This is a genomic window from Salegentibacter holothuriorum, assembly GCF_900168045.1.
GTDB lineage: Bacteria > Bacteroidota > Bacteroidia > Flavobacteriales > Flavobacteriaceae > Salegentibacter > Salegentibacter holothuriorum.
In genome coordinates, this window is sequence record NZ_FUYY01000004.1 from 226,252 (window position 1) to 240,112 (window position 13,861).

Genomic DNA, 13,861 nt, shown 5'->3' on the forward strand with positions numbered 1-13,861 from the left:
AATAAAGCAATTGATATACCATTAAAATATTAAGACAAATTGACCGTTTCTATTCTGAAATTAACGCCAAATTGACACTTAGGTTAAAATTTTGAAAATAATTTTGAATTGAGGAGCAGAATAAATTTATTAAGAATTAATTTTATACGAAAGAAAATTAACTATGGGATTACTGGATAAACTATTTAAAGGTGACGGAGATGAGACGAAGGAAAAGTCGTCTTTTCCCTGGACAGATTTAACCGATAAAGATCAAATAACTATAGCCAAAGAGGAATCTAAAGAGAAGCTTATTGGTATTTTTAAACATTCTACACGCTGCGGAATTAGTAAAATGGTGCTTAGGAATTTTGAAAAGCAGTACGAAGAAGAGGAAAATGTAAAATTATATTTTCTAGACCTGGTAAAACACCGTGAGGTCTCTAACGCTGTTGCTAACGAATTAAGTGTACAACATGAAAGTCCGCAGTTTATTGTTTTAAGTGATGAGAAAGTTGTTCACCACGCTTCCCATCAGGATATTGATGCAGAAAAACTGAAGGAACTTAGCTAGGGCGATAAATTCCTGTTAAAATTCTTTATTGCCTAAATTTGATGGAATCACCTTCGTATCTTTTTAGTAGTAAATAACTAATAATTTATTACGATGACGAAGAAGGAAGATATTAAAAAGCTGGAAAAAAACTGGGAGTCCTTAAATCAAGAGGATAAAGAAAGAGAAAAGAATGAGTTTCGTGATCTAAAACAAAAGGAAGCTGATAAAAAGAACGACTCCAAAGACAAAAAAGCCAAAGAGAAATCTGAAACTTCCGAAAAGGCCAGTGCTCAGGAAGAACGGGAGTTTATGGATCAGACTCAAAAAGAAAAGACAAATAAAAAAAAGTAGAATAAGTTGTGAAGCTTACTTTAATAAGAGGCACTTCATTAAATATATAAAGCTGTTTGAAAAGTTTTATCGCCGTCAAGCTGAATTTATTTCAGCTTCTAACTTGTGATTAATTCCCTCAAGTTATATCCTGAAACATTTTCAGGATGACGTTAAAATAGCTTTTCAAACAGCTTTTTTTAAAATTATATGTAAGATCTATTTTTTCTTAGGTTCAAAAACCGGTAATAATTGGCTGCTTACCTCGCCAAAACCAATTCTACGGCCTTCGCTTTCGCAATAGCCACGCATAATAACTGTATCGTGGTCTTCAATGAACTTACGTTCGCTACCATCTTTAAGTTTAATTGGTTTCTCACCTTTCCAGGACAGCTCTAACATAGAACCATAACTATCTGGTGTTTTTCCTGAAATTGTTCCGGAAGCCATCATGTCTCCAGAATTTACCGGGCAACCGTTAACGGTATGGTGAGCTAATTGCTGACTCATATTCCAGTACATATGCTTGAAATTGGTCTTTGCCAACGGGGTTTCTTCAGAATTTTCAGGTTTTAAGGAAACCTCAAGGTTAATATCAAAGCTTTTCTTCCCGGTGCTTTGTAAATATGGGAATAATTCTACTTCAGGTTTAGGTCCTTCAGTTCTAAAAGGCTCTAGAGCATCTAAAGTAACAATCCATGGGGAGATTGAAGAAGCAAAATTCTTAGCAAGGAATGGTCCTAAAGGCACATATTCCCATACTTGGATATCTCTTGCGCTCCAGTCGTTAAACAATACCATTCCAAAGATATATTCTTCGGCTTCTTCTATTGGGATGGGTTCTCCCAGAGGATTGGCATCTGTAGTAATAAACGCCATTTCTACTTCAAAATCTACTCTTTTTGATGGTCCAAAAACAGGAGTGTCAGAATCTTTTGGTTTGGTTTGTCCTTGTGGCCTGTGAACAGGAATTCCACTCGGGATTATAGAAGAACTTCTTCCGTGATAACCTACAGGAATGTGTAGCCAGTTTGGCAACAATGCGTTGTCTGGGTCACGAAACATAGTTCCAACATTGGTAGCGTGCTCTTTGCTTGAATAGAAATCGGTGTAATCACCAACCTGAACTGGCATTTGCATTTCAATTTCATCAAGAGTAAACAGAACGCGGCTTCTATGCTCCTGGTTGTCTCTTAATTTTTCATTATTTGCGTCAAATATATCGGCGATACGGTTACGAACCAGGCGCCAGGTTTTTTTTCCGTCAGAAATAAAGTCATTAAGTGTATCCTGTAAAAATATATCATCGGTTAACGGAATTCCTTCAAAATACCCCAATTGATGCAAAGCACCAAGATCTATGGCAAAGTCTCCAATACGGGAGCCTATGGTAATTACATCATCCCGGGTTAGGAATACCCCAAAAGGAATATTCTGAATAGGGAAATCGGTGGTTTCCGAGGTTTCCAGCCAGGTTTTTCTATCTGGGTTGTTAGCTGTAATAGGCATGTTTTTATGTTTTTATTAAGAAATCTAATGAATCCAAATATATTATTTTCCTGTTATTAACCGAATGTATTTCTTACTTTTGAGGAATATTTAACGTAAACTTTTGAGATGCAACGAGACACCGAAATATTTAATTTAATTGCGGAAGAAAAAGAACGCCAACTTAATGGGCTTGAGTTAATTGCCAGCGAAAACTTTGTTAGTGACCAGGTTTTGGAAGCAGCAGGCTCTGTTCTTACCAATAAATATGCTGAAGGCTACCCCGGGAAACGCTATTATGGCGGTTGTGAAGTGGTAGATAAAGTAGAACAATTAGCTATAGATCGTTTAAAGGAATTGTTTAATGCCGAATATGCCAATGTGCAGCCTCACTCGGGTTCACAAGCAAATACCGCTGTTTTTCATACTTGTTTGAACCCCGGAGATAAATTTCTGGGATTTGATCTATCCCACGGTGGGCATTTAACACATGGTTCTCCTGTTAATTTCTCCGGAAAATTGTACAATCCCGTATTTTATGGCGTAGATAAAGAAACCGGACTTATAGATTATGATCAGGTTGCGGAAATTGCTGAAAGAGAACAGCCTAAGATGATTATTGCAGGAGCATCTGCATATTCAAGAGAAATAGATTATAAGAGATTTAGAGAGATTGCCGATAGTGTAGGGGCAATTTTGTTAGCAGATATTGCACATCCTGCCGGTTTAATAGCCAAAGGATTAATTAGTGATCCAATGCCTTATTGCCACATTGTAACTTCAACCACTCATAAAACCCTTCGTGGACCCCGTGGCGGAATTATAATGATGGGAAAAGATTTTGATAACCCATTTGGTCAAAAACTTAAGAATGGTAAACTAAAAAAAATGTCTACGCTGCTTAATAGCGGAATTTTTCCCGGAAATCAGGGTGGGCCTTTAGAGCATATAATTGCTGCAAAAGCAATAGCTTTTGGAGAGGCTTTAACCGATGAGTTTTTGCATTACACCGTTCAGGTAAAAAAGAATGCAGCGAAACTGGCTGAAGCTTTTATGGAAAAGGGATATGAAGTTATTTCCGGTGGAACCGATAACCATTGTATGCTTATAGATCTTAGAAATAAAAATGTAAGCGGGAAAGAGGCAGAGGAGGCCTTAACTAAAGCTGAAATAACAGTGAATAAGAACATGGTGCCTTTTGATGATAAATCTCCTTTTGTAACTTCTGGAATTAGAATAGGTACCGCTGCAGTAACAACCCGCGGACTTTTAGAGGCAGATATGCCAAAGATTGTTGACTTTATAGAACGCGTTATTACTAATATTGATAATGATGGCGAACTGGAAGCTGTAAAGCAGGAGGTTAAAACAATGATGCAAGGAAAACCTCTTTTTAAAATGTAAAAAGAATAAAAATTATAGTAAAAAAGCCATTCTTAGGGATGGCTTTTTTTATAACCATAAAATTACCAAACAAATAACAAGAAGGCTTATGGCTGGCAAAGTTTGTTTGAAACTATCTTTAATTTTTAAATGCATTGCTATAGCACCAATCATCATAGCGGCCATTCCAATTGCAGCAGGATCTACCAGGTTTTCAAGCCAAATTCCGGCAATTAACATCAAGCCTAAGGTGATTTTTATAAAACCAATTAAATAGACTGTCTTTTCGGGTAATCCATAGGCTTGAAATTCACCTTTCATATTGGCGGCTTCTCCGCCCCTGTAAATTGTTTTCTTGTTAAATCGTAAAAGCCACACATTAAGAATTCCCAGGCCAACAATTAGCTGAAGAATAATTTTAAAAGTTTCCATAGTTTAAGTTTTTACTAAAGATATAAATGTTTATTGTTTAATTAAAAAGATTAAACAAAATATTGGGAGTGTTTCTTAAACTTTTTATAAGTAAATTATCTCAAAGCAAGCCGCAAGGCATTAAATGGAAATTTTGTATTTACTAGTCGGGGCTTGAAGCATTGGTATCTCAGTTATCGAGAAAAAGGAAATTTTTCTATTGTTGGAACACTCTTTTTAAATCTTCAGATATCCTGGCAGGTTTTTTCTTTTCCTGATCCATAAGTGCCCAGGTTGTTTTCGCTTCTACTAAAACTTTTTCAGATTCTGCATTTTTTATAATTACGTGACGAACAGATTTTACATTAGAGGTTTCGCCTACATAGGTTTGTAATAATATTTTGTCTCCCAGGAAGGCTTGTTGTTTGTAACTTATCTCATGCTTAACAACGATCCAGAAAAATTGCAGATTTTGTTCCTGGCTAGCTCTAGCCTCCCAATGTGCTTTAGCTACATCTTGCACCCATTGCACATACTGCACGTTATTTACATGATTTTGTTCATCTAAATGTTTCTCTTTTACAAGAATGTTTTTCTCAAAAATCTCTGGAATTGGAGCCATTATTTTTCTATTATTTTTACCTCAAAAATTGTATCCCAGTTTTTTCCGGTTACGTAGAGTTTTTTAGTATTAGGATTATAGGCAATCCCATTTAAAACATGATTTTGAGGATCAAGACTTGGAAGGTTTGATAATTGTTCTCGTAAACCTCTAAAATCTATTACGCCTTCTATCGCTCCGTTTTTTGGATTTATAATAGTAACACTGGGAAATTGATAAGTATTGGCATAAATCTTTCCATCAACCCATTCCAGCTCATTGAATTTTGAATAAATTTTAGTGTTGGTAGCCACCTGAATAAAATCCTTTTCTGCAAGCGTTTCTGCATCTAAGATCCAAATCTTTTCGGTACCATCACTTTTATAAAGCTTTTCGCCGTCGTTACATAAACCCCATCCTTCTTTACTTTGGTTATAACCAAAAGTGCCGGTTTGTTTAAAAGTATCCAGGTTGTAGATCAAACCTTCTTTTTCGCGCCAGGTAAGCAGGTACAGTTTATTGTTAAGTATGGTTAGACCTTCGCCAAAATAGCTTTTGTCCAGGTTAATTTTATTTAAAACTTCCCCGGTTTCAAGATTAAGTTTTCTTAAGGAAGAATTTCCATATTGCCCCGTACTTTCATATAAAGTATCCTGATAAAATTCCAACCCCTGCGTATATGACTGGCTATCGTGGGGGTATTTTTTGATTACTTTATAGGTGTAGGCTTTTGGTGCCTGGTTATTATATATTTTAAAGTTATTGCTAATAGTATCGGTTTCTCCTTCAGAAAAAACAATGGCTTCCAGTTTTTGGCGTCCTAATTTTGTGTTTTCTAAAGCAACTGAGAAAGAGGTTTCCTGGATGAGTGTTTCTAGATAGGTATGTTGAAAAAACAGACGAATGGAATCTATTTGGCGATCTTTTAGATTTTCAATAGAGCCTTGAATAGTCTCGCCAAGTTGAAATTCAGTCTTATTTTCATCAGTTTTCAACTTAAAATAAGAAGTTTTTTTATCAGAATTACTTCCGCAGGAAAAAAAAAATAATCCTAATATTAACAGGGACAGCAATTTAAATTTGTTCATTGATCTTTTTCATTAAATACCTTGCTAAAATACTTAATTCACTTTAAAAAATACTTGCGCAAAGTAGGAAAGATTGTATATTTGCAGCGGCAAGTCCCACACAACCAGCTCCTGCTGAATCCCCCAGGGCGGGAACGCAGCAAGGGTAAGCGGTCGTAGCGGTGTGATGTGGGGAGCTTGCCATTTTTTGTTTCTAGAAGGTTCTAAATTTTATCGCATCTTTGCAGCCTATGAAAACAAATGCATCTCCTAAAAAAGTAGTGCTTATAACCGGGGCTTCTTCCGGAATTGGAAAATCTATAGGCGATTATCTATCTAATCATAATTTTAAGGTTTATGGAACTAGCCGAAACCCGGCTAAGATAACTGATCCACCTTTTGCAATGCTTGCTCTAGATGTAACCAGGAAAGAAACTATTTCTGCCGCAGTAGAGCAAATAATCGCTAAAGAGGGTAAACTCGATATACTTATAAATAACGCCGGTGTTGGAATTACTGGCCCTATTGAGGAGACTCCAGATGAGGAGATAGCCAGGGCTTTTGAAACCAATTATTTTGGCCCTATAAAAGTGATAAAAGCGGTTCTTCCGGGTATGAGAGCACAAAACAGCGGGTTAATTATAAATATCACCTCTATTGCCGGTTATATGGGCTTGCCTTTTCGCGGAATTTATTCGGCTTCAAAAGGAGCTTTAGAGCTTACTACTGAAGCTTTTAGAATGGAATTGAAGGATTTTAATATAAAGATGACTAACGTAGCTCCCGGCGATTTTGCTACCAATATTGCGGCCGGTCGTTATCACGCGCCTGTTTTGGAAGATTCGCCATACAAAGAACCTTACGGTAACACCTTAAAGTTAATGAATGAAGATGTAGATGCCGGGAAAGATCCGTTTGTAATGGCTAAAGCGGTACATAAAATTATTCAGGAAAAAGATCCTCGGGGTCATTACAAAGTAGGGGAAGCGCTACAGAAATTTTCCGTTGGTTTAAAGCGAATTTTGCCTGATAAAGTCTATGAAAAAATGCTGCTAAAGCATTATAAATTATAAATTTGCGAATACAACATATTAACAAACAACTATAGATTATGAAATTTTTTATTGATACTGCTAATCTTGATCAAATAAAAGAGGCTCAGGAACTTGGCGTTTTAGATGGGGTGACTACTAATCCCTCGCTTATGGCGAAAGAAGGAATTACCGGGAAAGATAATATTTACAAACATTATAAGAAGATTTGTGATATTGTAGATGGTGATGTGAGTGCTGAGGTGATCTCAACCGACTTTGATGGAATGGTTAAAGAAGGTGAGGAATTGGCAGAATTGCACGAGCAGATTATTGTAAAAGTTCCTATGATTAAAGAAGGAATTAAAGCGATAAAATATTTTAGTGATAATGGGATTAAGACCAATTGTACATTGGTATTTTCTGCAGGACAGGCTTTATTGGCTGCAAAAGCGGGAGCTACTTATGTTTCTCCATTTATAGGTCGTTTAGACGATATTTCTACAGATGGACTAAATCTTATTGCTGAAATTAGATTGATTTATGATAACTATGGTTTTGAAACCGAAATTCTAGCTGCTTCTGTACGCCACACTATGCACGTATTGGAATGCGCAAAATTAGGTGCAGATGTAATGACCGGGCCACTTTCTTCTATTGAAGGGCTCCTAAAGCACCCACTTACAGATATTGGTTTGGAAAAATTCCTTGCCGATTATAAGAAAGGAAATCAATAAGATCTTCTGATTAAGATTTACAAGAAAGGCTATTTGAGGAGTTCTGATCACTTCGCGTCAAGCTGAATTTATTTCAGCTTCTAACACCTTAGATCCTGAAACAAGTTCAGGATGACATTAAATTTAAAGAACTTTTTAAATAGCTTTTTTATTTATTTAAAAACTCCAAAATCTGTCTTTCAAAATTGGGGGTGTTAAGCTGTGCAGATCCGTTAATTATAGTCCCGTCTGTATCCAGGAATATTAGTTTATTAAGATAGTTTTTTAATAAATTGATATTAATATCTGGAGAATTTAATTTGTACTCTCTTTCTTTATTCATGGCATAAGTCCGTACTGTATTTTTCCAGGATTGTTTCGAACCTTCATCAATATTAATTCCTACAAATTCAAGTTCAGGATATTTCTGTCTTAAGTTGTTAATTATAATGTGCTGCCATTTATAATGCTCAGGTGCCTCCAAAGACCAGTGATAAGTAACAATGGGTTTGTTTGAAATATCTTCTAAATTAATTAGTTCGTCTTTTAGATTGATTAAAGGTAACTTGCCTATATTATTCCCGGGCAATAGATTTTTTTGAATCTCTGCAATTTGTTTTAGGTCGGGAAAATTAGCACCATTAAACTCGATGTCTTCAAGAATACCTAAAATACGATCAATCTTTTCGGCATTATCCGAAAATGTAAGTCCTTGAATTGCCAATCGATTTATAAAGATATTTTTTATTTCATCTTTTTCAATCAAAGAATCGGCAAGATTAATTCTATACCGAATATTGGATACCGAATGAAGTTCAAAACATTTAGAATTAGTATCAAGTTCATCCAGGCATCGCTCAATAGAGCGAGTTCTTAGATGGTCTTCAATGAAGTTTAGATATCCATAATATTCTTTGAGCTGGGTATCGTTAAAGTTCAGGTCTTTCCTGTAGCTGTTAAAATCGTCAGGAATTTGTTGGGCTAGTTCATTATAGTATTTTTTTACTAAAAAAGTATAGCGTTCCCGTAGGTGGTAGAAATCGTAGTCTATACTGTTATTGGCAAGTTCCAGAAAAGATTTAGAAAATTGCTCCTTTTCGTTTAAGACCTTTAATTTGTTTTTTCTTGATTCTTTAATAGAATCGGTGATGCCGGCAAATTCAGTTGGATTTATTTTATAATAGGAAAGCATCATATCATTGTTCCTTTCGTTGTTAAGGAACATATCAAGCAAAAAACTACTTTTTGCCGCTCCAGGACCACTAAAATTAAGTGATTCGTCAAATTGCATGGTATTTAACCATACTAAAACGCTATCACCTGGTTCCAGATACATAATCTGGTTTTCGGGTGGATGCTTAAAGCTGTAAATTCCCGGTTCTAAACCTTCCAGCTTTTTCCCAAACTGATTGTTTTGATCTAAAAAAAGCGTGTCAATAGTTTTGTTGTCTTTAGAAAGAACAAAAAAAGGGTTGTAGGGGTTCATAATTTGCCCTCCAATAAAAGTTCCTTCCTGGTCTTTTTTAGAGTCGTTGCAACCAGTAAGCAATGGAAATCCGATAAGAAAAAAAAGTAAATAATATTTCATGCAGATCTTTAAGAACTAGGGACTTCAAATACCGCTAAAACAGCAGCAACCACAAATATAGTTCTAGGGCTTTCTACCGGATGTTAACCAGTAGTTAAAAGAATAATAAAAACGTTAATCTTTAGATAAGTCTTGAATATTGGCTATTTTTGCAAAAATTTTCAAATTATATTTTTATGCTTTCAGTATCAAATCTTTCGGTTCAATTTGGCAAGCGTGTTTTGTTTGATGAAGTGAACACCACTTTTACCCAGGGCAACTGCTATGGAATTATTGGAGCCAATGGCGCCGGAAAATCTACATTCCTTAATATCCTCTCTGGAAAATCTGAGCCAACTTCTGGTAGGGTGAACCTGGAGCCAGGTAAAAGAATGTCTGTACTGGAGCAAAATCACAACTTGTATGACGATACTCCGGTGTTGGAAACTGTAATTCTGGGAAACCAACCTCTTGCCAAGATCAAAAAGGAAATGGATGAAATCTATATGAAAGAAGATTTCAGTGATGCCGATGGCGAACGGGTAGGTGTTCTACAAGTGGAATTTGAGGAAATGAACGGTTGGAATGCCGAAAGTGATGCAGCTTCTTTGCTTTCTAATTTAGGAATAAAAGAGCAATATCACGCCACTTTAATGAAAGACCTGGACGGTACACAAAAAGTTAGGGTGCTTTTAGCCCAGGCACTTTTTGGGAATCCAGATGTGCTAATTATGGATGAGCCTACCAACGATTTGGATTATGAAACCATCTCCTGGTTAGAGCATTTTTTAGCTAATTATGATAACACGGTAATCGTGGTTTCTCACGACCGTCACTTCCTGGATGCTGTTTGTACTCATATTTCTGATATTGACTTCGGAAAAATAAATCATTTCAGTGGTAATTATACCTTCTGGTATGAGTCCTCTCAACTTGCCGCGAGACAACGCGCCCAACAGAATAAAAAATCTGAAGAAAAGAAGAAAGAATTACAGGAGTTTATACAGCGTTTTAGTGCGAACGTAGCCAAATCTAAACAAGCTACTTCTCGTAAAAAAATGATTGATAAACTTAATATTGAAGATATAAAGCCTTCCAGCAGAAGGTATCCCGCAATTATTTTTGAACGAGAACGTGAAGCAGGTGACCAAATTCTGAATATAGAAAACCTGGAAGCTTCAATTGAAGGGGAAACATTATTTAAGAATGTGAATATCAATCTTGCAAAAGGAGATAAAGTTGTGGTTTATTCTCGTGACTCTAGAGCTACCACCGCTTTTTATGAAATTATAAACGGAAATCAGCAGCCTGTAGCGGGAAAATGTTCCTGGGGTGTAACTACTTCGCAGTCTTATCTTCCGCTAGATAATTCGCAGTTTTTTGATAATGATCTTACTTTGGTAGATTGGCTTAGACAATGGGCTAAAACTGATGAGGAAAGAGAAGAAGTATATATTCGCGGATTTTTAGGTAAAATGTTGTTTAGTGGGGAGGAAGCATTAAAAACCTCTAAAGTTCTTTCCGGGGGAGAAAAAGTACGTTGTATGTTAAGCCGAATGATGATGATGAGGGCTAACGTTGTAATGTTAGATGAACCTACAAACCACCTTGACCTGGAATCTATTACCGCTTTTAATAATTCGTTGAAGAATTTTAAAGGAACGGTAATGTTCACCACACATGATCACGAATTTGCGCAAACTGTAGCTAACCGAGTAATTGAGTTAACACCTGGTGGAGCCATAGACCGTTATACTACTTTTGATGAATATATGAGTGATAAAAAGATCAAGGAACAACGCGATAAAATGTATGCTGTAGAGGCTTAAGTCAACTTGATTTATATAAATAAAAAATCCCGCGGATAGCGGGATTTTTTATTTTGTACTACTCTTGATCTAGAAATTATAATTAATAAAAATTGTAAAATTCCTGCCCGGTTCGGTGATTGGTTGACGGGTGAAATCTGCCTGATTATTAAAAGCGAAATTTAAATGATTGTAATAATATTTATCAAAAACATTTAATACTCCCACACCAATATTTAGGTTTTTAATAGCGGTAGTTCCGGCTTTTAAATCCATTAAACTATAACCGGGAGTTTTGGTCTCTCCAAACGATGGAGCAATGTTCCCCTGGTCTGCGGTAATGTTGTAGTAAATCCCGGTCCAGAACTTGGAATTTTCATATTCTACTCGTGATCTGCTCACCAAAGGCGGAGATAGCGGTAACGACTCTCCAAGATCTTCATTTTGAGTGTAAGTGTAAGCCAGGTCTGTGCCCAGTTTAATACCGGACTTAAACACCAATTCTCCCGAGAGTTCAAAACCTGTTTTGTAAGCCTCATCAAGATTTCTAAACACTTTTGGATGCACAGGCGGTTGATTTGGCATATTCTTTCGGGTTAAGCTTTCATCTACTAAACCCACTATATAATTCTCATATATTGAATAAAATGCACTTACGGAGAAATTGAAGTTTTTCAAGGTTCCGGTATAAACTTCTTTTCCGTTGAGGCCTACTTCGAATTGATTATTTACTTCCGATTTTAAATTAGGATTTCCTACATATTCATAAGGGTCTCTTCCAATATTGAAAAATGCAATAAAGCGTTCTTCCATATTTGCAGGCCTGGCACCTCTTCCGTAGGAAAGTTCCAGGGAATAATTCTCTTTTATTAAGTGTTTATAAGCCACAGTTCCACTAAAAAGTTGTTCGTTGTGCTTTCCACTTTCCGGGTATAATTCAGCAAAACTTTCGTCTGGGTCAAGGCTTTCTGAAACAATATGATCTAGCCTCGCTCCAAAATTAAAAATGTTCTTTTTGTTGAGTATAAACCTGGCTTCGGCAAAAACACCATAATCATTTACATAGCTATCCTGCCAAACCTTGTCCTGAAATTCCATAGGCATTGCTAAAGCTTCGCCGGCCATATTCATTTTAACCAGGCGTTCTCTTTGCCCGTCACGGGAGAGATTTGTGACATCTACCCCAGAAAATAGCCGCCACTTTTTGTTTAGCTTCCATTCGGCTTCCAGTTTTCCACCATAAGTGGTAGCTTCTACCATAGAAATTGCTTCCATTCGGTTAAAGGAAGCACGATTGTAATTGTTCATAATATGGTCTACAAAAGAGTAGTAGGCCTTTGCAGTTAAACCTTTAAATTTTTCCGTTTCAGCCCTGTAGTTATAGTCCAGGCTAAAAATACTGCTATTATCTTCATCGGTATCCATCATTAGCCCCGCGTGTTTTACGTCGCGACCAAAGGACTGTCTGAAACCTGCTTTTAATCTATTATTTTCGTTGAAAGAATAGCCTGCTTCCAGGTTATAACCAAGGCTTCGGAAGGAGGAAGGAATGCTTCTGCCATTTCCATCTTCATAATCGCCATAATCTCTTTGGCTGAAATTCCCCGAAAGATCCCATTTGTTTAGATGACCTTCCAGTTGAACCATATTTACCATAGAATTTCCGTTACTCTCGTAACCTGAAGAAACGCTGCCAGAAAATGTATCAGTGGTTAGCATTGTATTATCGGTTACCATATTTATAATCCCACCAGAAGTATTTCCGTATCTAACACTAAAAGGGCCTTTAATGATCTCAATTCTATTAACTTCTTCTGGGTTTACCAGGGTGGTGATAGGGTCCATCCGGCTTGGGCAGGCGTGCATTGCCTTAGTACCACCGTCAAACTGAATGTTTAATTGTTCGTACTGGCTGGCACGCATACTTGGATCCATAGCGTAACTACCTCTTTTGATAAGGGAAAATCCGTTGATATCGCTAAAAAGCTCGCCTGCATTTTTAGGCTGAACAACCTTTTCTCTAAAATTGGTTTTCACCAGGCTTTGTGCTGGGTCTATTTGTGGGTTTCCAAGGAGAAGAATTTCATTAATTCTGAAAGTGAATCTTTCCAGATAGATCACCTTACCCGGTTTTATGTTTGTAATATTTTGTTTTCGGTATTTTAAATGACTGATCTGGAGCGTATCTTCTTCAGAAAAATTTATAAAAACTTCTCCTTTTTTGTTGCTGACTGCTGCTATACTACTGCCTTTAATCTGGATAGTGGCATTCTTAACAGGTTCCATACTAAGTTGGTCTACAAGACTTAATTTAGATTGCGCTTGTAGCAATAGGGTGGATGAAAGGAATAATAATATGCTTAAAATTCTCATTTAATTCTATTTAAAAATTGATATAAGTAGATTGTATCCAAAGGTTTATACCGATGGATTTTTAAGATAATTCTGAAAAAATTAAGCTTTAAAAGAAGGTGGATGGAAAGACTTTGGTAAGTATTGGTAGGTATAGTTATTTAAATAAGCTATTACAGTTTCTTTTTCTTCTGAGAATTGAAAAACTTCCAAAGACTGCATTGGATTAAAAAAGAGAATTACTTGCCGCTGTAGAAAATCAAGATGTGTTGGTTTCTCCTTTGTGGTTGAATCTTTGCTTAATTTGGAGATTTCACACTTTCCGTTACATTCCATTTCCGGTTTGTCCTTATTAACACAAAATAATTCTGTAAAACTTGGATTATCTACCAGGTAGAAGCTTATCATAAAACCACTTTTTATACTGTTAAACAGCATAACTACTGTGAAAAGTAAAATGATAAATGTGCTTCTTTTTTCCATTTAAATACAAAGATAACTGTATTTGTAGGTATGGAATTGTGACTTAAGTCACAATTGGAAAGAATTAAATGTTAAATAAAAAACCCGGT

13 protein-coding genes and 1 other RNA gene are annotated in these 13,861 nt (G+C 36.2%); 7 read left to right on the top strand and 7 right to left on the bottom strand.

The features are described 5' to 3' along the window. Positions 1–163: 163 nt before the first annotated feature. Entirely contained in the window at positions 164–553 is a 390-nt protein-coding gene (gene ytxJ / locus B5X51_RS11550) for a bacillithiol system redox-active protein YtxJ (RefSeq protein ID WP_079721336.1), read from the top strand. 93 nt (positions 554–646) lie between these two features. After that, on the top strand, positions 647–886 hold the full coding sequence (locus B5X51_RS11555; protein ID WP_079721337.1) for a hypothetical protein: 240 nt from the start codon (positions 647–649) through the stop codon (positions 884–886). Between the two features lie 198 nt (positions 887–1,084). Here B5X51_RS11555 and fahA read toward each other — a convergent pair whose 3' ends face one another. Continuing rightward, positions 1,085–2,374, bottom strand: coding sequence for a fumarylacetoacetase (gene fahA / locus B5X51_RS11560; protein ID WP_079721338.1), 1,290 nt, complete (start codon positions 2,372–2,374; stop codon positions 1,085–1,087). 108 nt (positions 2,375–2,482) lie between these two features. Between fahA and B5X51_RS11565 the strand changes: the two genes are divergently transcribed. Next, positions 2,483–3,757: a serine hydroxymethyltransferase gene (locus B5X51_RS11565; protein WP_079721339.1), complete on the top strand. Its 1,275-nt coding sequence runs from the start codon at positions 2,483–2,485 to the stop codon at positions 3,755–3,757. A gap of 48 nt (positions 3,758–3,805) precedes the next feature. On the opposite strand, the gene B5X51_RS11570 is transcribed toward B5X51_RS11565, so the two are convergent. From B5X51_RS11570 to B5X51_RS11580, 3 genes are all read right to left on the bottom strand, one after another. Then, complete coding sequence (locus B5X51_RS11570) at positions 3,806–4,168, bottom strand: DoxX family protein (protein ID WP_079721340.1); 363 nt, start codon at positions 4,166–4,168, stop codon at positions 3,806–3,808. 196 nt (positions 4,169–4,364) lie between these two features. Continuing rightward, positions 4,365–4,769 (bottom strand): acyl-CoA thioesterase, encoded by a 405-nt coding sequence (locus B5X51_RS11575; protein ID WP_079721341.1) that lies wholly within the window; start codon positions 4,767–4,769, stop codon positions 4,365–4,367. Further along, complete coding sequence (locus B5X51_RS11580; RefSeq protein ID WP_079721342.1) at positions 4,769–5,836, bottom strand: glutaminyl-peptide cyclotransferase; 1,068 nt, start codon at positions 5,834–5,836, stop codon at positions 4,769–4,771. The genes B5X51_RS11575 and B5X51_RS11580 overlap by 1 nt, the downstream gene beginning before the upstream one ends. Before the next feature lie 87 nt (positions 5,837–5,923). Here B5X51_RS11580 and ffs point away from each other — a divergent pair. From ffs to fsa, 3 genes are all read left to right on the top strand, one after another. Next, positions 5,924–6,022, top strand: an RNA gene (ffs, locus tag B5X51_RS11585) — signal recognition particle sRNA small type. Between the two features lie 44 nt (positions 6,023–6,066). Then, positions 6,067–6,888 (top strand): SDR family oxidoreductase, encoded by an 822-nt coding sequence (locus tag B5X51_RS11590; protein ID WP_079721343.1) that lies wholly within the window; start codon positions 6,067–6,069, stop codon positions 6,886–6,888. A 38-nt stretch (positions 6,889–6,926) separates the two neighbouring features. Further along, positions 6,927–7,583 carry a fructose-6-phosphate aldolase gene (gene fsa / locus B5X51_RS11595; RefSeq protein WP_079721344.1) on the top strand — a complete coding sequence of 219 codons (657 nt, stop codon included), beginning with the start codon at positions 6,927–6,929 and terminating at the stop codon, positions 7,581–7,583. 148 nt (positions 7,584–7,731) lie between these two features. On the opposite strand, the gene B5X51_RS11600 is transcribed toward fsa, so the two are convergent. Continuing rightward, complete coding sequence (locus B5X51_RS11600) at positions 7,732–9,150, bottom strand: TlpA family protein disulfide reductase (protein ID WP_079721345.1); 1,419 nt, start codon at positions 9,148–9,150, stop codon at positions 7,732–7,734. Between the two features lie 176 nt (positions 9,151–9,326). Between B5X51_RS11600 and B5X51_RS11605 the strand changes: the two genes are divergently transcribed. Then, the gene (locus tag B5X51_RS11605; RefSeq protein WP_079721346.1) at positions 9,327–10,958 is read left to right on the top strand and encodes an ABC-F family ATP-binding cassette domain-containing protein; all 1,632 of its coding nucleotides are present in this window, start codon (positions 9,327–9,329) and stop codon (positions 10,956–10,958) included. Between the two features lie 69 nt (positions 10,959–11,027). On the opposite strand, the gene B5X51_RS11610 is transcribed toward B5X51_RS11605, so the two are convergent. Beyond that, a complete protein-coding gene (locus B5X51_RS11610) occupies positions 11,028–13,310 on the bottom strand; it encodes a TonB-dependent receptor domain-containing protein (protein WP_079721347.1) in 2,283 nt (760 codons plus the stop codon). 81 nt (positions 13,311–13,391) lie between these two features. Continuing rightward, positions 13,392–13,697: a hypothetical protein gene (locus tag B5X51_RS11615; RefSeq protein WP_139374882.1), complete on the bottom strand. Its 306-nt coding sequence runs from the start codon at positions 13,695–13,697 to the stop codon at positions 13,392–13,394. Positions 13,698–13,861 lie beyond the last annotated feature (164 nt).

Bases quoted from the DNA above. Each gene is read 5' to 3' on its own strand.
- ytxJ (WP_079721336.1), top strand. From the start codon at position 164: ATGGGATTACTGGATAAACTATTTAAAGGTGACGGAGATGAGACGAAG.
- B5X51_RS11615 (WP_139374882.1), bottom strand. From the start codon at position 13,697: ATGATAAGCTTCTACCTGGTAGATAATCCAAGTTTTACAGAATTATTT.
- fsa (WP_079721344.1), top strand. From the start codon at position 6,927: ATGAAATTTTTTATTGATACTGCTAATCTTGATCAAATAAAAGAGGCT.
- B5X51_RS11555 (WP_079721337.1), top strand. From the start codon at position 647: ATGACGAAGAAGGAAGATATTAAAAAGCTGGAAAAAAACTGGGAGTCC.
- B5X51_RS11580 (WP_079721342.1), bottom strand. From the start codon at position 5,836: ATGAACAAATTTAAATTGCTGTCCCTGTTAATATTAGGATTATTTTTT.
- B5X51_RS11565 (WP_079721339.1), top strand. From the start codon at position 2,483: ATGCAACGAGACACCGAAATATTTAATTTAATTGCGGAAGAAAAAGAA.
- B5X51_RS11600 (WP_079721345.1), bottom strand. From the start codon at position 9,150: ATGAAATATTATTTACTTTTTTTTCTTATCGGATTTCCATTGCTTACT.
- B5X51_RS11590 (WP_079721343.1), top strand. From the start codon at position 6,067: ATGAAAACAAATGCATCTCCTAAAAAAGTAGTGCTTATAACCGGGGCT.
- B5X51_RS11610 (WP_079721347.1), bottom strand. From the start codon at position 13,310: ATGAGAATTTTAAGCATATTATTATTCCTTTCATCCACCCTATTGCTA.
- B5X51_RS11570 (WP_079721340.1), bottom strand. From the start codon at position 4,168: ATGGAAACTTTTAAAATTATTCTTCAGCTAATTGTTGGCCTGGGAATT.
- B5X51_RS11575 (WP_079721341.1), bottom strand. From the start codon at position 4,769: ATGGCTCCAATTCCAGAGATTTTTGAGAAAAACATTCTTGTAAAAGAG.
- fahA (WP_079721338.1), bottom strand. From the start codon at position 2,374: ATGCCTATTACAGCTAACAACCCAGATAGAAAAACCTGGCTGGAAACC.
- B5X51_RS11605 (WP_079721346.1), top strand. From the start codon at position 9,327: ATGCTTTCAGTATCAAATCTTTCGGTTCAATTTGGCAAGCGTGTTTTG.